The sequence below is a fragment of the Photobacterium rosenbergii genome, from assembly GCF_003026455.1.
In the GTDB taxonomy this organism is placed as follows: domain Bacteria; phylum Pseudomonadota; class Gammaproteobacteria; order Enterobacterales; family Vibrionaceae; genus Photobacterium; species Photobacterium rosenbergii.
Genome location: NZ_PYMB01000002.1, coordinates 402,890 through 421,548, shown reverse-complemented (window position 1 = coordinate 421,548; position 18,659 = coordinate 402,890). Strand labels below are relative to the sequence as shown.

The window sequence follows — 18,659 nt, the reverse complement described above, 5'->3', positions numbered from 1 at the left end:
TCAACCCATAATGTAGGGATATAAAAAAGCGCCCCATATTAATTGAATATGGGGCGCTTATTTCTTGTTAATTGCTATTTGATTTTTTGCTGTTAGACAACGAGCTCCCCCGCCCCTTTGGCAGAAACTTCACTGTTCTCAACTAAGAATACCGTGGCAGCTTGTTTGAGTTTCTTCCACTCTGCATCGTCAACCTGTATCCCCTCACGCCAAGCGTTTACGTAGGTATTTCGTAAACTGGCTGAATCGATTTGCTGATACCCTAGAATACTCGGAGAGGGAAAAGCGAAGTTAGAAACCGACAATTCAATAGTCATATCATGAACATTTACATAGGCTTCTGAAACATGGTCTTCAGAGCGCTCATCGGACTGGTATAACTCAGGGAATACACAGCCTTTATTCAGCACATAGAGCGTCTTTCTCCTATCGGAGCCATTTGACCACTGCGCCTTACAGGCCAACCCTTTCGCTGACAGTTTTACCAGTTCACTATAGGCAAGCCAGCGGTTGTGGCAATTGCTGACATGGATCGTCAGTATTTTCACCTTCACCATCTGTTCGACCGCATAATCAATCACACTAGGTAAATGGCAAACCAAACTTGCCCCACCCATGTCGACTTCAATTTTGTCCTGTGTAGGCTTTACCAAGGTAACCGGGCTATCCTTTTCGTTAGCCAAAAAAGGCACGGCTTTATTGAAATGACCGACTCCGTTGAGACCAACCAGTTGCAAGTCAGCGACCATATTTGCTATCACATCCGCTTCACCACAACAGCGACGTAACCCTAGGAATGCTTTGTTTACGGCAGTCACTAGCTCATTATGAGATACAATCATTTTGCTTCTCCTGCTAAACCGGGCAATGATAACTCTTGGCTTGATGGTAGGATTGGGAAGAGCCACTCCCCATCGTGAATTTCATCCAGCAAAGGAGCGCCTTGGAAAAACGTCACTTGCACCCAACGGTCGGAACGCGGGTCGAACTTGGTCGCACCAAATACTGCCAACTTACAACGCAACAAGTGCATAGGTAGCGAGCCTTTGTGCAATACATTCATCTGGATATCACCCATGACTTTGTTACCCAAAGTCCATGCTCGCTTGGCAATCCCCCGGTACTGCGGGTTCAGGACCAAAAACTCGGCCAAGGTTTGTTGCGGCTCACTTTGCAGTAAAGCGCTATACAAGCGGTATACCTGACGACCAATATCGAGCGGCAATTCCCGCTCTTCACCTGCCTCTTCACCACGAACGCCAAGGCGCGGCTCTTCTTTGTCTTGCGAACGGTACCAGAACCAATAGCTGTTCTCAGGCAATTGGAAATCAGTATCTATAGCCCAGCGGTAGCGACTTTCTAATACCAACATAAGATCTTTTACTTTCTTACCGCTGGTCAGCGCCAACGTCTCATCACAGTTCATTTTCTCTTGAAAACTGTCTGCAATATCGGGGTAAAGCTCCATTAAACAAGAAAGAATGATTTCTTGGGCTTCCAGCCCACTACTTTGAGAATGCTCAACAAGCGCATGCCAATCCGTTGTGCTCTCTGGTGCTAAGTTGGCAATAACATTTCTGAAAGTGGTTAGCTCTTCTTTGGCTTGCTTGTTCAATAAGCGTTGGTGATCATCAATCGTCACGACTTGGTTTAGGTGAATAACCGCCTGTCCCAGTAAATGGTCTAACTGAGGTAACTTAGCCCGGTCAAAAGGCTGGCCTAAAATCTCAGCGAGGGCTTGCTCCCGTGTCGTCATCCACTGATCAACAATACAAGGGTGGTTGATCAGGTAGGGAGCCATCCCCAATCCGGTGGCATTGCCCACCCCCAGATAGCGCTGCAGTGAGCGGTGCAAGGTTGTCGCTTTTTCACCCCCTCGCTGCTTGGCTAGATAATGAATCCAATCAAGGCTGAACTCACGCAGTAAATAAACGGCACACATCTGGGCGCTGAAAGACTGATGGAAATCCGGGTTGTCTTCCAGCAGTTTGAAATCTGCAATCCCGAACTTTCCGTTACCATATACCGCAGTGGTGCGCAGAATATATCCGACATTCGCCAACTGTTGTGGGTCTGGCTGATTGCCCTCAGCAAGGTTTGACACAAGGTGTTCGAATACCCGCACGCTTTTATTGGCACGTGCGAGTACCAAGGCACTGTTAGGGTTACGGCCTGCTTCCTGTAACGGCACATTAGCTCGTAACCTTTCTAGCAACGAGGTATCAACCTCTCCCTGAATAAGGGCAAATGTGACATCCCACTTTTCGGCAATGACACGGTCATTACGCTCTTCATCGCTGATTTCATCGCAGAACACCACGAGGTGGTACTGGTGTTGCTGGGTTTCAAGCCGATAAATCGCATGACCGTAACCTTCAGGTGACAGTTGCCAATCGTGTTGGCTTACCTGCCACTTTTTCTGCGCCATCTGGCGAATAAAGTAACGGACAAAACTAATCCGGTTTTGGTGCATAGCACCTAGTCTTTCCGGAGCCATAACCACTTCTGGCAGGCGTAAGGTGTTATTAGATTTCAGGGAACGATGTGCATCCATATTGCTCACCACCAATTTTATAATTATGTTTCTGGTTTAAGGCGTCCAACTACCGCCCGGGAATGTTGTTGATAGAGTACGTGTCAATCCGTTTGAGCCTATAGGGTTAGACCCCTTGCTCTTTTGCCATCTTCATCGCAATTTTAGGGGCATCCCATAGCGACGGCAGCAGTATGAGCGATACCGGTACCGCGGTGATCACAATGAATGACTGCAATGCCGATACACCGCCGGAGCCAAGGGAAATCAAGATAAGTGCCGTCAATCCCATCATCACGCCCCAGAAGGTACGGATGAAAGCATTCGGCTCGGTCTCACCACTGATCACCACACTGATGGTGTAAGTCATCGAGTCACCTGTGGTCACGATGAAGATCGTGGTCAGGATCAAGAACAAAATCGACACAATCAGCGGGAACGGTAACTGCTGGGTAATAGCCAGTAATGCCCCCGGAAGATTGAAACCTTCAAACGCTTTACTGACTGAGCCAGGGTCGGCCACTTCAAAAGCCACGCCAGTACCACCTACGATGGTGAACCAAAAGCAAGTCACGAGCGGCGCCATCACACTATGGGTCATGACTAACTGGCGAATTGTACGGCCACGGGAGATACGCGAAATGAAGATAGCCATCATAGGGCCATAGCCTAGGAACCAGCCCCAGAAGAAAACCGTCCACCAGCTTAACCAGCCTTCATCGCCACGGTAAGTAGACATTGGTATGAAATTGTCCAGCATGGTGCCAACACCCTGCAGGTAACCATTAATCACAAAGTTTGTCGGGCCGACCAGCAGGATGTAAAGCATAAGGCCAACGGCTAAGATGATGTTCCAGCGGCTGAGGATTTGGATCCCACGATTAAGGCCGCTCAAGGCCGAGATGGTATAGATTGCGATGGCAAACAGAATAATGATTAGCTGAGTACTAAAACCATCAGGAATAGCGAACAGGGCGTTCAATGCATAGCTAATTTGTAGGCCAAGGAAGCCAATAGGGCCGATTGTCCCTGCCGCCACCGCAATAATGCAGCAAGCATCAATGGTTGCGCCAATGGCTCCCTTGAGGGCGCGATCACCGAGCAAAGGATAAAGCAAAGTGCGTGGTTTTAGCGGTAGCCCTTTATCATAGTGCAGGTGCATCAACACGATGGAGGTTAGACATCCTGTGATCGCCCATGCAAGGAAACCCCAATGCATGAATGACTGCGAAAGGCTGTTAATTGCCTGCTGCCAAGGGGTTGCAGCCTCGCCGTAAAGAGGTGGAGCGCTAACATAGTGGGCAATCGGCTCAGCCGCAGCCCAGAACACGCCGCCCCCTGCGAGAAGGGTACACAGCATAACGGCAATCCAACGGAAGGCATCGGTTTCAGGCTTATCAATATTGCCAAGTTTAACGTGCCCTGTCCTACCTGCTGCCAAAGCGAGGCCAATCAAAAAAGTGAGTAACAGCAGAATTTGCCAGTAAGGGCCAAAGTATTTAACCGACCAGGCAAACCCGGTATTTACAAAAGAAGACAGTAATTCATTGTCATAGAGTGCGAGTGTGACAAACAGAGCGATAAAACCACCACTTAGCCAGAGCACTGGGTTATTGACGCCGAGTTTGTCGGTTAAGGTTTCTGTTGTAGGGGGTGTGGTATTCTGCGCAGGCTGAGTATTAATGGTTTCAGCCTTTGCCGTGTTCATAATGTCAGACATAAATTGTCTCCAGCGGTTGGTGGATTTGTCTGGGCAAAGATAATTAGGTGGCCTGCTAGAGTTATTGGAATGGCAGGCCTTTTATGTACTTGTGTTACTGCTCGGCGGGCTCAATACCGCTTTGCAGGAAGTTGAACCAGTTACCGCCAATGACTTGGCCAGCTTCGGCTTTACTGAAACCTGTCTTGATCAGACCGTTGTAGATGTTTTCCATCCCACGGCTACCGCTAAACCAAGGCAAGGCATCAGGCCAGCCCGAATTGCTTGCTGAACCTTCACCGTAATCCATCGCTTTCGACCAACGGCCGTTTCGCATCCACTCCAGCACCGATTGCGGTTGGTTCAGGCACAAATCACTACCGATACCAAGATGCTCAACCCCGACCATTTCTGCGGTACGGGCAACCATCAGGCAAAAGTCTTCCAAGGTACACTGGCTGCCATTGGGTAAATGGAATGGATAGAGGCTAAAGCCCAATAAACCACCCCTAGCCGTCAGCGCCTTGATGACCGTATCCGATTTATTCCTCAACGCATCATGAGCGAAAGTAGGATTAGCATGGCTGATACAAATCGGGCGTGACGATAGGTCTATCGCTTCAAGGGTTGAACGTTCGGCACTGTGCGACATGTCGATGATCATGCCGACACGGTTCATCTCCTCAATCACCTGCTTACCAAAGCGGGTCACACCGTTGTCGTTTTGTTCGTAGCAACCTGTCGCCAGCAGGCTTTGGTTGTTGTAGGTCAACTGCATAATCAGAAGGCCCTGACGCCTCATGACTTCAACCAATCCAATTTCGTCATCAATTGGTGAGCAGTTCTGTGCCCCGAACAATATACCGACCTTGCCTTGTGCCTTGGCGCGTTCAACATCAGCCATCGAAGTCACCGGCATGATCAAATCTGCATTGCGTTCGAACAACAGGTTCCATTCGGCAAAACGGGTCAAGGTTTCACGGGCATTCTCGTGGTACACCAAGGTAGCGTGGACGGCATGGATACCGCTGGCCTTTAAGGTCTGGAAGTATTCCCGGTCCCAATGGCAGTACTGCAAACCATCAATCACAATTTCCTGCTGGTACATAGGCTACTCCTTAGTAAGGACGCTGGTAGGCAGTTTTCACTACGGTGTAAAACTCTTTGGCATACTGACCTTGCTCGCGAGGGCCAAAGCTCGACTCTTTACGGCCGCCAAAAGGTACGTGGTAATCCGTCCCCGCCGTGGGAAGGTTGACCATGGCGCAGCCGGTTTGAATCTGCTCTTTAAACAATGCGCTGGTACGTAAACTCTGGGTGATAATGCCGCCAGTAAGACCAAAGCGTGTGTCGTTAGCAGTGGCAATAGCTTCATCCAAATCAGAGACTTTGATAACACAGGCCATAGGCGCGAAAACCTCTTCTTGGTTCACTTCCCAGCTATTTTGGGTGTTTAAGAACAGGGTTGGCGACATGTAATAGCCCTCATGCTGCAGATTCAAGCGCTCGCCACCAAAAGCTAGCTCAGCACCACTCTGGCGGGCTTTTTCTACCCAACCAAAGTTAGCTTCAAGCTGCTTGCCATCAACCACCGGCCCCATGAAGATGCCATCTTCCAATGCATGGCCTACTTTCAACTCGCTCATACGCTTGATTAAGGCTTCAACATAGGCATCGTGTATACCGTCCATCACAACTAAACGGGATGAAGCCGTACACTTCTGCCCAGCCCCGGAGAAAGAACCCGCAATAGTTGCTTCAACAGCGATTTGGATGTCGGCATCATCAGCGATAATCAAAGCGTTCTTGCTGCCCATTTCAAGCTGACAGCGGACAAAATTAGGCGCCGTGGCCGCCGCCACTTTACGGCCAGTTTCCACCGAACCGGTGAAGCTCACTGCTTGGATCTGCTGTGAGTTAATCAGCGTATCCCCGACTTCTGCACCGCTGCCCAGTACCAGGTTAAACGTACCTGCAGGCAAGCCTTGGCGGGCAATGATTTCAGTCAGTGCAACTGCACTGGCTGGTGTTAGGTTGGCAGGCTTCCAGATTACGCTGTTACCAAAGGCCAGTGCGGGGGCAATCTTCCATGCCGCTGTCGCCGTCGGGAAATTCCAAGGCGATATGATGGCAACGGTACCTACCGCTTCACGTGTTACTTCCACAGAAACACCTGGGCGAACAGAAGCGGCGGTATCACCAACCTGACGTAGCACTTCGGCGGCATAATATTGGAAAAACTGACCAGCGCGGTAAATCTCGCCACGGCCTTCCGCAAACGGCTTACCTTCCTCACTAGATAGCAATCGCCCCAGTTCGTCACAGCGGGCGATTAGCTCATCACCAATGGCCTGAAGGGCTGCCAGCTTGCGCTCCATTGGCGTTTTCTCCCACTCAGGCTGCGCCGCATTGGCGGCATCAATCGCTTGTTGAACCTGAGCTTGGCTTGCTTGGGCAAAGTCACCCAAGTTCTCGCTGATGTCTGAGGGGTTGATGTTTGCAACAGTGCGCTGGCCTGACTGCCACTCACCTGCGATATAAAGGGACTGCTCTGCTTGAATTGTCATTGTCATTTCCTTATTCCTTCACCGCGGCATAAACCACTAGCTCAACTAACATTTCTTCCCGTGCTAAACCCGCAACTACCATGGCAGCACGATTTGGGTATGGGGCATTGAAGTACTCAGCGTAAACCTTGTTGACGGTAGCAAGGTACTCTCTATCGGTGACATAAATCAGTACCTGCAAGACGGAATCCAGCGATTCACCTGCGCATTCCAAGGTATGAACAAGGTTGTCCAACGTTTTGCGGGTCTGTGCTTCGATACCGCCTTCCACCACCCCCCCGTTTTGGTCGATAGGGATCTGCGCGGTGTAAAGCGTTCCGTTATGGGTGATTGCCCACTCAAGAGGGGCTTTCGATGCAAATAGAGAGGTTTTAACAGCTTGCTTATTTTCTTGAAGGCTCACGCTCAACTCCACTTTGTAATCAAGATGTTTCAAGTTGGTTAAATCATGCACTAGCTGTACTGATATATCTAACGGTTAATTTTTTACAATTGATAAATTTTATTTAACACTTGAGTTCAGGCATGATGGATAAAGGGCTCACAAGGAGGTAGCAATGGCAATTAAGCTTCAGCAAATGATTCATTTTGTGATGGTGGTCGAAGAAGGTGGGTTCAGAGCAGCGGCAAAACGCGCGAACCGTTCACAGGCTGCACTGTCAACGTCAGTGAAAGAGTTGGAACGCACTTTAGGGCAAGCGCTATTTGAAACCGGGCATAAAGCGCAGCTCACTCCATTTGGCAAAGTCTGCTACCCGAAAGTCACCCAATTTATCAGTATTTATCACGATTTGGATAATGACTTGAGAGCCATCGCATCTGGCCAGCAAGGGAAAGTGAGGATTGCCTGTGTCCCTTCGGTAGCCGCTAAGCTCATTCCAAGCGTATTAGCCGCCTTTTGCGAGCGCTATCCTAAGGTAGAGGTCAGCCTAATAGATGATAATGCCGCAGGCGTTGAGGCCCGGTTACTAGCAGGTGAAGTGGATTTAGCCTTAGGCAATTGCTCACAGCTTGAAGACGATGCTATTTCTTTCACTCCTCTACTGTCTGATCCCCTTGGTGTGGTCTGCCTTCAAGATAATCCTTTGGCAGAGTGCGAACAGGGGGTCAACTGGGAAACGCTGCTCAAGCAGCCCTTCATCCGCAACGGGACTTGTAGCCTGTTAGAACCAACGCCTGCAAGGGTGCTCAGTGAGAAAGCCCTCTATTCGGTTGAAAACATCACCTCGTTATTTTCGGTACTCGAGCTAGGGATAGGAATCACCACACTGCCTAAATTAGCTTTTCCAACCAACGAAACCAAGTTGGTATGGCGGCCATTGATCGATCCCCCACTCAAGCGCGACATCGGCATATTCCGCTTAGCTGACCGTACCATTTCGCCCCAGGCTGATGCGTTCTATTCCCTTTGTGTTGAGTACCTTATGTACACAGGCCAATCCCTCAATGAATAAGAGGTAATACAAGAGTAAGTACCATCAAGCGCTTCTCATTTGCTGCCTCCAACGGCAACAAACTGGTCTTTTAATTTGGGAAAAAGAAAATTAATCAAAGATTCATATGTCTCGATTTAGCCATCAAACTTTAAAACCTTGATAAATACCCAGTTATTAGCTCAATAAATAGACTACTATGTTGAGAGGCAACGAGCCTAACTGGATATTGATGTTTCGTGGAGGATGCTATGTGGCAAGCAATTTCTCACCAACTTTCTGAGGTATTGGATAGACCATTCAAAATCAGCGAAAAGGAAGTGCTTGAAGGCGGTGACATTAATGAATGCTACTGCATCGGCGACGAAAGCGAGCGCTACTTCGTCAAGCTCAATGACCGCGAACGGCTTGTGATGTTCGAAACAGAAGCCGAAAGCTTGAGAATGCTCAACGAAACTGACTGCATTCAGGTGCCTCAGTTCATCCACCTTGGTGCGACCAAAGACCGTGCTTTTATCATACTCAACTACTTACCAACCAAAGTGATTGATAACCAATCGGCTTATACACTTGGCGAACAGTTGGCAAGAATGCACGCTTGGGGCGATCAAGGTGAGTACGGGTTTGATCTCGACAACTATGTGGGCAGGACCCCGCAACCCAACCAGTGGCGGCGCAAATGGTGCCGTTTCTTTGCCGAGCAGCGTATTGCATGGCAATTGCAGCTCTGCTCAGAAAAAGGGATCGACTTTGGCAACATTGACACGATCACAGGTAAGGTTATCGATCTTCTTGTCCACCACCAGCCTAAACCATCATTGCTCCACGGTGATCTTTGGCACGGCAATACCGCCCTCACTGTAACCGGGCCGATCATTTTTGATCCTGCCAGTTACTGGGGCGATCGCGAGTGTGATATCGCCATGACCGAGCTGTTTGGTGGTTTCCCACCTAGTTTCTATGAAGGTTACCAGTCCGTCTGGCCGCTGGACGATGGTTACGAGGAACGTAAAGATCTCTACAACCTCTACCACGTGCTTAATCATTGCAATTTATTTGGTGGCAGTTACATCACCCAAGCTGAGCAAATGATGGACAAACTCGGGCTGAAATAAGCGTATTTCAGCCGCTCATCATTTATGTGAAAATTGAACCCTTCAATACCGGAGCAACCTAGCTCCGGTTTGCGTTTTTACCCCCAAACCATGGAACAGCTTGTCGATCATTCACCTTATCTGGGCCATTGCTGATCACAAACTTAACTCGTTACTCGAAGTAAATAAGCAACTTCTCGCATCTACTGAGTAAGGTTATATTTTTAAAAAGGCGCCAATAAAACCATCATATTTTTTGCACCTTTTTACCTCACACATTCACAGCAAAAATGTTCCAACTTTGACCTACGTTTTAATTTATTAATATAAACAAAAATTTAAACGTCTACCCTTTTTTCTGGTTCTAATCGCTGACTGTGACTTCTTTTTCAGTTTTTTCTATCACTTCAAACTTTATAGTTAATTTGAGGCGAAAACGAACGCTTAACGCTAAAGTTAAATCATTGAACTGAACCGGTCGTGTTCTTGAGAATTATTGCAAATTGGATGCTAATTCTTGTCATAAGTTTGCAAGGAGTACACTATGAAGAATTTTTCAGAGCAGATAGTGGTATGCCCACATTGCGGCCACAACATCCCTATCACCCTTGATGCCAGTGCGGGTAGCCAAGAGTTTTATGATGACTGCCCTGCCTGTTGCCATGCCATTCATCTAAATATGCAAGTTGATGAGTTACATAAAACCATCAATTTGTATGTCGATGCTGATGATGAGCAAATTTTTTAATATCTGAATATTGATGTTCAATTATCACCAACATCAAAAAAACAAAAACCCCTACAAATATGTAGGGGTTTTCATTATTTGAATCACTGCGCTCTAAATCTGTTGGTTTATTCTAGGCCCTTTTCTGCCAATACCCTTTCAACAGTATCAACAATGGCTTGTGTTTGTGGGTCGATTTCAATATTAACTTGAGCGCCGACTTGCTTAGCGCCAAATAAGGTTCTTTGCAAAGTTTCAGGAATTAGGTGGACACAAAAACGCTCTTTTTCCACAGTCCCAATGGTCAGTGAACAACCATCCAAACCTATATAACCCTTACGCAAAATATATTTATTGTATGATTCAGGGATGTTGAACCAAATCGTCGTATTATTTGGCGAGACTTCGATATCAACAATCTGCGTGACAGCATTGATATGACCGGACATAGAGTGGCCACCAATCTCATCACCAAACTTTGCAGCTCGCTCAATGTTCACCTTATCGCCAACATTTAGCTCACCTAAGTTTGTGACAGCTAGGGTCTCTTGCATCAAGTCGAATGAAACATTGTCACCCTCAAGTTGGGTCACCGTTAAACAGCAGCCGTTATGCGCCACAGAGGCACCAATTTCTAAACCTTCGCGCATCTTGCCAAATAGACGGACAACGTGGGTTTGGAACGCTTGTTTCTTCTCAATCGCAATAACTTCTGCGGTGCCCTGTACAATTCCGGTAAACATAACAACTCCTGCGGATAAGCTAACTTTCAGCATGTTAGCAATAAATTGTCTCGGTAAAAAGCAAGCCAAATTGCACTCTTAGGTTTAACCCTATATCCTCAGCACATATTTACCCATTTCTTGAAGCCCGTACTGTATTGGACTCAACATGCTTGCACACCTAAGAAATAATCTTAACAGGCACATACAGGTGTTGTTAGCATTGTTAGTTGTCCTAACCGCAATGCCGATTGGCTTCCTGTGGCACCAAAGTGCCGTTAGGATTGTCCACCACACAATCGAAAATATTTACCAGCATGCAAGCCAAGCCGTTATCAATCACCTAGATGAATTCTTCACCGATGCCAATAAAGTCTATGAGCATCAAGAGCGCATCCAGTCAGAGTTGAGTGAGGTTGTTAAGGACCGAACTGCCTTGCTTCATCATATTACCAATGTACTCAACCATCACGACGAAATAGATTATTTCTACTTTGGTAATATGGAAGGCGGACTACTTTCAGCAGGGCATCAAGGCAATCAGCGCTATTTCCTGATAGAGACTGAAAATGGGAAAGCGGGACAATTGAATCACTTTGAGTCGGACCATTTCGGCAGTAAGGGAGAGCTCATCAATTCAACCGCTAACTTCGATGTCAGAACCAAACAATGGTTCCAGAATGCAACCAAGGTGACCTATCCTGTCTGGAGTAATATATACGCCGGTGCCTTTGACCCTTCGTTGCTTGGTATTACCCTCTCCAAAGCCCAGCGTGATGATAACGGCAAGCTATTGGGCGTATGGGGCCTGGACTTGACCCTCAATACCGTTATTCAAGAATTGAGCAAGAGTAAGCTCAGTGAACATGGCGATGTTGTTTTGTTTTACAAGAACCAAGTCATCCTGGCCAGCACTTCTGAGTCCCATCAGCCTAAAGGCGGAGCCCTAACAAAAATAAGCCACAGTACAGCCCCTATTCTTAATAAATTGATAAATGAAGATCATAACAAGGGAAATAGCCTGTTACTGGTCGAACACAAAGGGCAAGAATGGGCGGGTTTTATCACGGATTACACGCTAGCAAAAAGTGATTTGGTCAAAATTGCTTTTTATTCGCCGATGACAGACTTTGCCCCGGAATTGGTGACCGCGCAGCGTGTAGCTATTCTACTCACGATTATTTTGGTGATCATTGCAATCTTACTTGGCCGCAAAGCAGCAGGACATATTCGCACACCGATTCAATCGCTGACTCAGGCAGCAGAGCAAATCAGTCAAGGACGCTGGGGGAGCCAAATCGCCATTACCCGTGATGACGATCTGGGTACTCTTGCCAAATCATTCAATAAAATGCAGCACAACCTTGAGCTCACCATTCACAAGCTTGATAGCCAGCAGCAAGAAACCAAACGCCTTAACGCCCTATTGGCGCAGCAAAATCAAGAGTTGGAAGCTCGAGTCAAAGAGCGTACCCAAGCCCTCAGTACCGCCAATGCCAAGCTTCAGCAAATGGCCTATTTCGATGCGTTAACGGGCATCGCAAACAGGCGTTACTTCTGGCAACAGCTTGATGAGAAGTGTATTTATCACAGGGGCTGGCTACTCATTTTAGATATCGATAACTTTAAGCACATCAATGATGCTTATGGGCACCTTGAGGGAGACAATATCCTCAAGCATTTCACGGCAACCTGTCTGGCGGTTTTACCTGAAAAGTGTCTATTCGGTCGCATTGGCGGTGAAGAATTTGCGTTATGGTTAGCAGACTTATCTCGCAAAGAGGTTGAAGCCATCACCCAGACGTTGTTGACGGCACTTACTCAAACCCCGTACAGGAATGATGGGATATCGGTGGTTATCTCAACCAGTATTGGCGCAAGCCGCTGTACTGCCAACCCACAAAAATCCTATGCGGTAGCTGACAAGTTACTCTATGAGGCGAAGCTAGGTGGTAAGAACAGAGCAGTGATTGAGTTAGACGATTGATCGCCCTACACCCTCTTTTTACTCAATGTGAATTGTGTCGCTTTATCTAATCGTTATAATTCCCGCGTTATTTTTACTTCAATCAGGAGCGCTTTCGTGCACAACTACCGGCGTGAAACACGCCACCTTCTAAAATTGGCTATCCCTGTTCTGATTGCTTCTGTTGCTCAAACATCTATGGGGTTTGTCGATACTGTTATGGCGGGGGGCGTCAGTGCAACAGATATGGCTGCCGTATCAGTTGCTGCCAGTATCTGGCTACCTGCGATCCTGTTTGGCGTTGGCCTGCTTATCGCCCTTGTGCCTATTGTTGCTACCCTGAATGGGTCTGGCAAACGTGATCAAATCCCGTTTGAAGTCCAGCACGGCTTTCTGCTTGCCGCATTAATCTCTGTTCCTATCATCTTGGTGTTGTATAACGCTGGCACCCTGATTGACATGATGGATGTCGAAGAAGCTTTGGCAGAGAAAACTACGGGCTACTTGTATGCGGTCTTGTTTGCCGTTCCGGGTTTCCTGTTCTTCCAAACCCTGAAAAGCTTCACCGAAGGGGTTTCAATGACAGTGCCTGCTATGGTTATCGGTTTTATTGGCCTAGCTTGCAATATCCCACTTAACTGGATCTTTGTTTACGGCAAGTTTGGTGCGCCCGCTCTAGGGGGTGTCGGCTGTGGTGTCGCAACCGCGATTGTCTACTGGCTGATGTTCTTCTCGATGTTGATATACATCCGCTACAATAAAAAACTGCGTAGCGTTGGTATTTTCGACCACTGGCAGAAGCCGCAGATTAAAGCCGTCATCCGCCTGTTCCGGCTTGGCTTTCCAGTAGCCGCTTCAATCTTCTTTGAAGTCTCACTGTTTGCCGCTATTGCATTGCTGATTTCCCCCTTAGGCTCGACCATAGTGGCTGCCCACCAGGTCGCCAGTAACTTCTCGTCGCTGATCTTTATGATCCCGATGAGTTTAGGTGCTGCGCTAAGTATTCGAGTTGGCCACCTTCTTGGCCGACAAGACTTCAATGAAGCCAAAATTGCTAGTCGTTGTGGTTTGATTGTGGCTTTTGTCACGGCAGCAATGACAGCGGTAATGACGGTTGTACTCCGCGAACCTATTGCCGAGATGTATACCAATAACCGTGAAGTAATCATGATTGCTGGACAATTATTGTTCTTGGCAGCCATCTACCAGTGTACTGATGCGATCCAGGTGGTTGCTGCAGGTGCACTAAGGGGCTACAAGGACATGCGAGCCATCTTTATCCGTACCTTCATTGCCTACTGGATCCTCGGCCTGCCGATTGGCTATATACTCGGCATGACAGATTGGATAGTAGACCCAATGGGCCCACATGGCTTCTGGATCGGAAACATTATCGGCCTAACAGCTGCAGCACTTATGTTGGCCTCTAGGATGTTCTGGGTACAGAAGCAAGATGATGACGCGCAACTGCAGATGTCTTTGCGCTAAGTTAAATTTCCTTGCAAGTTCAAGAATTAAAGGCGGCCAATGGTCGCCTTTTTGTTTTGCTGCGTATACTTATCATACTGCCAGTGACAAGTTCTAATTAATGTATACAAAGCCCCATCATTTACTCACAATCCTTATTCTCCTCTTAGCTCTTACGGGGTGTGAGCCCAATACAGCCAAACGCAGCTTCAACACTTATAACGATAGGCTTGCAAATGTCCTTGATACCTCACCAGCAACGATCAATATCGATGAGATAGAGGCATTCCCTGAGCCGAGAGAACTCTTATTGCCGATTGAAGATATTCGTATAGATCTGCTTGATGCTTATGAATTGAGGAAGTGCGGCCTGTTTAACCTCATCGCCGAGCGCAACTCCATACTCGGTAAAGTACAGGACAAAACACGGCAGCTTAGGTACGAGCTTATTCTGTTAAATGGGCTCAATCACTGCCAGGAAGTATTGCCGGAAGATTCCGAAGTGCTGCCAATGCTTGAAGGATTCAAACTGCAAAAGCAGGCCCAACTTGCCCAGCACCTGTGGAATATGTTCACGACAGAAAAAGAGTGGCGGCAGCAATTGACCATACACCATCAACCCTTCGAACTGGGCCTATTTTATGGCTTCGATGAAAGCCTAAACGCATTTAACTATCTCGCCTTTATCCAGCAACATATCCAGACAGGAAGCAGTGTCGGAGAAAAACAGGCCGATAGGCTTATCAAACACCAAGAACAACTTCACGCACACCATTATTTCGGACAGCTTATCTTTTCTATCCACCTCTCAACCTTGTGGCTAGATAGCATAACCAACATGCTTGAAGATAACGAATCCGCACTGATTTGCGGTCCAAACCGTAACCAGCAACAAGCCGAGTACCTAAGCAATGTCTTCTACAAATTCTTTGTCAATGAACTACAGCCTTATCTTGCCGAGCTGGATTCGCAATACCAACAGATTTCCCCCGCCCTCAGCGAGCTGCTCGATCCGGAACTAAACCAAAACCCAGCGATAGGCCCTTACTTCGACCGATATCTTAGCGGAGAATTACACCGCAACTTCAGGCAAGCGACACTCAAGCACGTTAGCTTCTGGAAAAGGACGTTCAAACGCTGCAATATCAAAGTGGGTATCCACTAACTCGCTAGCGGTTACTCCTGTTCTGCTAACAATTTCAAAGACTCAGCGCAAAGAAATGCGCCATGTTGCTATAAATGCGTGGCAACAGGCTCTAAGATAAAACTAATAACATTAGGCGGAGCCAGAAATGAAGAAAAACAAGAACGATGCAAAGCTGCTAAAAAAAGCACTTGAACTGGGCATGGCTTTTGCCCAAAAACAAGGGTTTGATGATTTGGACAAGTCCGTTTCATCTAAAGACAAAGTGGAATGCATTTACCGCTTATTGGTGCAGTTCAAGCAAATCACCCCACTCCCTGAAGACAAAGAAGACGGCCCGAACATGAAACACAAACTCATTTTGTGGATTTCACGGCTTCTGCCACCCGACCACGAGTTATTACAATAAGCATTGCAGCTCATATTAGGCTAAGATAGCCTATTCGTTTTAAACATTTACACATAGTTACCAAGGTAGGTTCAAGCATTATGCGTCGTGTTGTCTTCAATCAAAAAGGCGGTGTTGGTAAATCCAGTATTACAGCCAACCTGGCCGCAATCAGTGCCGCTAAAGGCTATAAAACCCTTCTTATCGACTTGGATGTCCAAGGTAACAGCAGCCATTACCTTGGCTTTGATATCAATAATGACAACAACAAGAATATTGCTGAGCTGCTAAACCAAACTGTCGGGTGGTTCTCGGTGTCGACGCCAATCAAGTCTTATCCTCAGGCCACACCATTTGAAAACCTCGATATTATTCCTTCCAGCCCGAAACTTGAAAAAATCGAATCGGAGCTAGAACGCCGCTATAAAATCTACAAACTACGCGATGCCCTTGATGAGCTAGACAAGGAATACGACCGAATTTATATCGATACCCCACCCAACTTGAATTTCTTCAGCAAAGCTGCGCTTATCGGTGCAAATAAGCTGTTAATTCCGTTCGATTGCGACAGCTTCTCGCAACAGGCATTGATGACCTTGCTCAACAATGTGGCTGAACTGCGTGATGATCATAACCCTAAGCTTGAAGTGGAAGGGGTTATCGTCAATATGTTCAACGCCCAAGCCAAGTTCCCAGCGCAGATTATTGCAGATCTGAAAGATATTGGCTTACCTATTCTCGAGCCTTACTTGCCGCTATCTATCAAGATGAAAGAATCACACTACCACCAGCAACCGCTGATCCACTTACTGCCTTCGCATAAGCTTACCCAATCATTCAACGATTTATTTGCAACACTTGAACAAACTGCAAGCGCTGAAGTCAGTTAAACCACAGTAGCAAGATAGCTTTTTCACTATTAGCGAACACCAGCAGTCACCTAAAAATGGCTGCTGGTGTTGTTTTATCACAAGTTCAATGACCTAACTGGATGAACGCGACACTTGATAAAAGTGATTGAAATCACAATTTTATCCCCGTTGGCGGTGAGAAATAATCCGCCGCGCTCAAAGCATAAGCAAACAGTCGCCATAACTTAAAAAAGCCAACTCAAACACTTGCACGAGGGATCATCACTCGCTAATATGCTCCTCGTTCCCACGGGAACGCAGTACGACCGTAGCTCAGCTGGTTAGAGCACCACCTTGACATGGTGGGGGTCGGTGGTTCGAGTCCACTCGGTCGTACCAATTTCTAGCTTAATCTAGAACACAACATGCGTCTGTAGCTCAGCTGGTTAGAGTACTACCTTGACATGGTAGGGGTCGGTGGTTCGAGTCCACTCAGACGCACCATTATCACCTAAACATGATAATGACAGTACGACCGTAGCTCAGCTGGTTAGAGCACCACCTTGACATGGTGGGGGTCGGTGGTTCAAGTCCACTCGGTCGTACCAATTTCTAGCTTAATTTAGAACACAAAATGCGTCTGTAGCTCAGCTGGTTAGAGTACTACCTTGACATGGTAGGGGTCGGTGGTTCGAGTCCACTCAGACGCACCATTATCACTTAAACATGATAATGACAGTACGACCGTAGCTCAGCTGGTTAGAGCACCACCTTGACATGGTGGGGGTCGGTGGTTCGAGTCCACTCGGTCGTACCAACTTCTTACTTAACCGCTAAGAAGTACATAAATTTGGGTCCGTAGCTCAGTTGGTTAGAGTACTACCTTGACATGGTAGGGGTCGGCGATTCGAGTTCGCCCGGACCCACCAAATTCCAATAAACGCACTACCTCTTTGAGGCTCCCAAGCGTTTATTCGGGCGATTAGCTCAGTTGGGAGAGCACCTCCCTTACAAGGAGGGGGTCACTGGTTCGAGCCCGGTATCGCCCACCACATACAAAAGCCTGTTCTTCGGAACAGGCTTTTTTGCTTTCTGTTAACTGCCCTTGCAGGATTCGTGTTGGCATCAGCTGCATGCACCACACTCAATATGTAAGCTAAATCACTGAATGTTCTGTCTTTCATCGACTAGAATAGATATGCCCACCAGCAAATTACTAATTTAATGCGTTGTTCTTACCAAAAGGAATTAGGTTAACAATGAATCAGTTTCTAAACGTTACCACCTCACTGCTTGCTTCTACTTATCGCTGCTGGCAAGGCACCGTGGCGGATAAAACAACTGAGCAACCAGAACAAACACTTATGCTGTTTGACCAAGAGAATGATGCCGAATGTAGACAGGTCCGCGAAGCGCTGACCAAGTTGAACTTAGATATCCTGATTGTGCCCTGCCCCAAAGGCGGCAAAAACCTCGAGGCACTAAAAGCCAAGTCTGGCAAAGGTGATGGTATCCAGCCGCCTGTCTTTGTAGATAATAACCAGTCCAAAGCCATGCAGGGCGCGAAAGCTATCCTCAAACACCTCAACCAACATTATGGACAGGTTAGCTCAGCAACCTCTTTACTGAGTAAAGCCACTAACGAGATAAGCTCAACCCTAGCAGCAACGGTCAGGTTGAACGCTGGTAGTCATGCCCTACCATCAAATCAACCTGAACTTCCTTTGATCCTGTACAGTTTTGAGTCCAGCCCATATGCAAGGCCGGTACGCGAAAAACTGTGTGAATTGGAACTGCCGTATATTTTGATCAACCTTGGCAAGCAGCAGGTATCAGATATGGGGCCGGCGACGATGCGTTGGAGCCTGAAGCCTTATCAACCATTGCCTAACACCAAGCGTGAAGCCTTCTTCAAACAACATGGCAATGTGCAAGTGCCCTTTCTCATGGATCCCAATACCCATCAATCAATGTTTGAATCGACCGATATTGTTGATTACCTTGAACAGACTTATCAGCAATGACAATAGCCGTGAAGACTGCTTCACTGCACAATTTATCCAAACAT

General features: G+C 47.3%; 16 protein-coding genes and 7 tRNA genes. 16 read left to right on the top strand and 7 right to left on the bottom strand.

Annotation, left to right across the window (positions count from 1 at the left end; genetic code table 11):
- Nucleotides 1-92: 92 nt before the first annotated feature.
- From C9J01_RS08905 to C9J01_RS08880, 6 genes are all read right to left on the bottom strand, one after another.
- Nucleotides 93-842 (bottom strand): DUF3726 domain-containing protein, encoded by a 750-nt coding sequence (locus C9J01_RS08905; RefSeq protein ID WP_107297777.1) that lies wholly within the window; start codon nucleotides 840-842, stop codon nucleotides 93-95.
- Nucleotides 839-2,554, bottom strand: coding sequence for a hypothetical protein (locus tag C9J01_RS08900; RefSeq protein ID WP_237156914.1), 1,716 nt, complete (start codon nucleotides 2,552-2,554; stop codon nucleotides 839-841). The genes C9J01_RS08905 and C9J01_RS08900 overlap by 4 nt, the downstream gene beginning before the upstream one ends.
- A gap of 106 nt (nucleotides 2,555-2,660) precedes the next feature.
- Complete coding sequence (locus C9J01_RS08895) at nucleotides 2,661-4,253, bottom strand: BCCT family transporter (RefSeq protein ID WP_107297775.1); 1,593 nt, start codon at nucleotides 4,251-4,253, stop codon at nucleotides 2,661-2,663.
- 94 nt (nucleotides 4,254-4,347) lie between these two features.
- Nucleotides 4,348-5,340, bottom strand: coding sequence for a membrane dipeptidase (locus C9J01_RS08890; protein ID WP_107297774.1), 993 nt, complete (start codon nucleotides 5,338-5,340; stop codon nucleotides 4,348-4,350).
- A gap of 10 nt (nucleotides 5,341-5,350) precedes the next feature.
- The gene (locus C9J01_RS08885; RefSeq protein ID WP_107297773.1) at nucleotides 5,351-6,805 is read right to left on the bottom strand and encodes an aldehyde dehydrogenase family protein; all 1,455 of its coding nucleotides are present in this window, start codon (nucleotides 6,803-6,805) and stop codon (nucleotides 5,351-5,353) included.
- A gap of 4 nt (nucleotides 6,806-6,809) precedes the next feature.
- A complete protein-coding gene (locus C9J01_RS08880; protein ID WP_107297955.1) occupies nucleotides 6,810-7,202 on the bottom strand; it encodes a RidA family protein in 393 nt (130 codons plus the stop codon).
- A 154-nt stretch (nucleotides 7,203-7,356) separates the two neighbouring features.
- Between C9J01_RS08880 and C9J01_RS08875 the strand changes: the two genes are divergently transcribed.
- The 3 genes from C9J01_RS08875 (at nucleotide 7,357) to C9J01_RS08865 (ending at nucleotide 10,074) form a co-directional block, all read left to right on the top strand.
- Nucleotides 7,357-8,253 (top strand): LysR family transcriptional regulator, encoded by an 897-nt coding sequence (locus tag C9J01_RS08875; RefSeq protein WP_107297772.1) that lies wholly within the window; start codon nucleotides 7,357-7,359, stop codon nucleotides 8,251-8,253.
- A gap of 230 nt (nucleotides 8,254-8,483) precedes the next feature.
- Nucleotides 8,484-9,347: a fructosamine kinase family protein gene (locus C9J01_RS08870; protein WP_107297771.1), complete on the top strand. Its 864-nt coding sequence runs from the start codon at nucleotides 8,484-8,486 to the stop codon at nucleotides 9,345-9,347.
- 523 nt (nucleotides 9,348-9,870) lie between these two features.
- Nucleotides 9,871-10,074 carry a CPXCG motif-containing cysteine-rich protein gene (locus C9J01_RS08865; protein WP_107297770.1) on the top strand — a complete coding sequence of 68 codons (204 nt, stop codon included), beginning with the start codon at nucleotides 9,871-9,873 and terminating at the stop codon, nucleotides 10,072-10,074.
- Between the two features lie 107 nt (nucleotides 10,075-10,181).
- Here C9J01_RS08865 and C9J01_RS08860 read toward each other — a convergent pair whose 3' ends face one another.
- Nucleotides 10,182-10,796 carry a riboflavin synthase subunit alpha gene (locus C9J01_RS08860; RefSeq protein WP_107297769.1) on the bottom strand — a complete coding sequence of 205 codons (615 nt, stop codon included), beginning with the start codon at nucleotides 10,794-10,796 and terminating at the stop codon, nucleotides 10,182-10,184.
- 202 nt (nucleotides 10,797-10,998) lie between these two features.
- Between C9J01_RS08860 and C9J01_RS08855 the strand changes: the two genes are divergently transcribed.
- The 13 genes from C9J01_RS08855 (at nucleotide 10,999) to C9J01_RS08795 (ending at nucleotide 18,615) form a co-directional block, all read left to right on the top strand.
- A complete protein-coding gene (locus C9J01_RS08855) occupies nucleotides 10,999-12,762 on the top strand; it encodes a diguanylate cyclase domain-containing protein (protein ID WP_158264513.1) in 1,764 nt (587 codons plus the stop codon).
- Between the two features lie 96 nt (nucleotides 12,763-12,858).
- Nucleotides 12,859-14,229, top strand: a complete 1,371-nt coding sequence (locus C9J01_RS08850; RefSeq protein ID WP_107297767.1) for an MATE family efflux transporter — start codon at nucleotides 12,859-12,861, stop codon at nucleotides 14,227-14,229.
- 100 nt (nucleotides 14,230-14,329) lie between these two features.
- Complete coding sequence (locus C9J01_RS08845; RefSeq protein WP_107297766.1) at nucleotides 14,330-15,373, top strand: DUF3080 domain-containing protein; 1,044 nt, start codon at nucleotides 14,330-14,332, stop codon at nucleotides 15,371-15,373.
- Nucleotides 15,374-15,500: 127 nt separating this feature from the next.
- Complete coding sequence (locus C9J01_RS08840) at nucleotides 15,501-15,761, top strand: DUF5062 family protein (RefSeq protein ID WP_107297765.1); 261 nt, start codon at nucleotides 15,501-15,503, stop codon at nucleotides 15,759-15,761.
- Nucleotides 15,762-15,841: 80 nt separating this feature from the next.
- The gene (locus tag C9J01_RS08835; protein ID WP_107297764.1) at nucleotides 15,842-16,630 is read left to right on the top strand and encodes a ParA family protein; all 789 of its coding nucleotides are present in this window, start codon (nucleotides 15,842-15,844) and stop codon (nucleotides 16,628-16,630) included.
- 283 nt (nucleotides 16,631-16,913) lie between these two features.
- Nucleotides 16,914-16,990 (top strand) — tRNA-Val (locus C9J01_RS08830).
- Between the two features lie 28 nt (nucleotides 16,991-17,018).
- Nucleotides 17,019-17,095 (top strand) — tRNA-Val (locus tag C9J01_RS08825).
- Between the two features lie 27 nt (nucleotides 17,096-17,122).
- Nucleotides 17,123-17,199, top strand: a tRNA-Val gene (locus C9J01_RS08820).
- Between the two features lie 28 nt (nucleotides 17,200-17,227).
- Nucleotides 17,228-17,304: transfer RNA gene (locus C9J01_RS08815), tRNA-Val, on the top strand.
- A gap of 27 nt (nucleotides 17,305-17,331) precedes the next feature.
- Nucleotides 17,332-17,408: transfer RNA gene (locus C9J01_RS08810), tRNA-Val, on the top strand.
- 35 nt (nucleotides 17,409-17,443) lie between these two features.
- Nucleotides 17,444-17,520, top strand: a tRNA-Val gene (locus C9J01_RS08805).
- 47 nt (nucleotides 17,521-17,567) lie between these two features.
- Nucleotides 17,568-17,643: transfer RNA gene (locus C9J01_RS08800), tRNA-Val, on the top strand.
- A 207-nt stretch (nucleotides 17,644-17,850) separates the two neighbouring features.
- Nucleotides 17,851-18,615, top strand: coding sequence for a glutathione S-transferase N-terminal domain-containing protein (locus tag C9J01_RS08795; protein ID WP_107297763.1), 765 nt, complete (start codon nucleotides 17,851-17,853; stop codon nucleotides 18,613-18,615).
- The last annotated feature ends 44 nt before the right edge of the window (nucleotides 18,616-18,659 follow it).

Coding starts and splice junctions, on each gene's coding strand:
- C9J01_RS08840 (WP_107297765.1), top strand. CDS start 15,501: ATGAAGAAAAACAAGAACGATGCAAAGCTGCTAAAAAAAGCACTTGAA.
- C9J01_RS08845 (WP_107297766.1), top strand. CDS start 14,330: ATGTATACAAAGCCCCATCATTTACTCACAATCCTTATTCTCCTCTTA.
- C9J01_RS08870 (WP_107297771.1), top strand. CDS start 8,484: ATGTGGCAAGCAATTTCTCACCAACTTTCTGAGGTATTGGATAGACCA.
- C9J01_RS08885 (WP_107297773.1), bottom strand. CDS start 6,805: ATGACAATGACAATTCAAGCAGAGCAGTCCCTTTATATCGCAGGTGAG.
- C9J01_RS08795 (WP_107297763.1), top strand. CDS start 17,851: ATGAATCAGTTTCTAAACGTTACCACCTCACTGCTTGCTTCTACTTAT.
- C9J01_RS08900 (WP_237156914.1), bottom strand. CDS start 2,554: ATGGATGCACATCGTTCCCTGAAATCTAATAACACCTTACGCCTGCCA.
- C9J01_RS08905 (WP_107297777.1), bottom strand. CDS start 842: ATGATTGTATCTCATAATGAGCTAGTGACTGCCGTAAACAAAGCATTC.
- C9J01_RS08875 (WP_107297772.1), top strand. CDS start 7,357: ATGGCAATTAAGCTTCAGCAAATGATTCATTTTGTGATGGTGGTCGAA.
- C9J01_RS08865 (WP_107297770.1), top strand. CDS start 9,871: ATGAAGAATTTTTCAGAGCAGATAGTGGTATGCCCACATTGCGGCCAC.
- C9J01_RS08890 (WP_107297774.1), bottom strand. CDS start 5,340: ATGTACCAGCAGGAAATTGTGATTGATGGTTTGCAGTACTGCCATTGG.
- C9J01_RS08895 (WP_107297775.1), bottom strand. CDS start 4,253: ATGTCTGACATTATGAACACGGCAAAGGCTGAAACCATTAATACTCAG.
- C9J01_RS08835 (WP_107297764.1), top strand. CDS start 15,842: ATGCGTCGTGTTGTCTTCAATCAAAAAGGCGGTGTTGGTAAATCCAGT.
- C9J01_RS08860 (WP_107297769.1), bottom strand. CDS start 10,796: ATGTTTACCGGAATTGTACAGGGCACCGCAGAAGTTATTGCGATTGAG.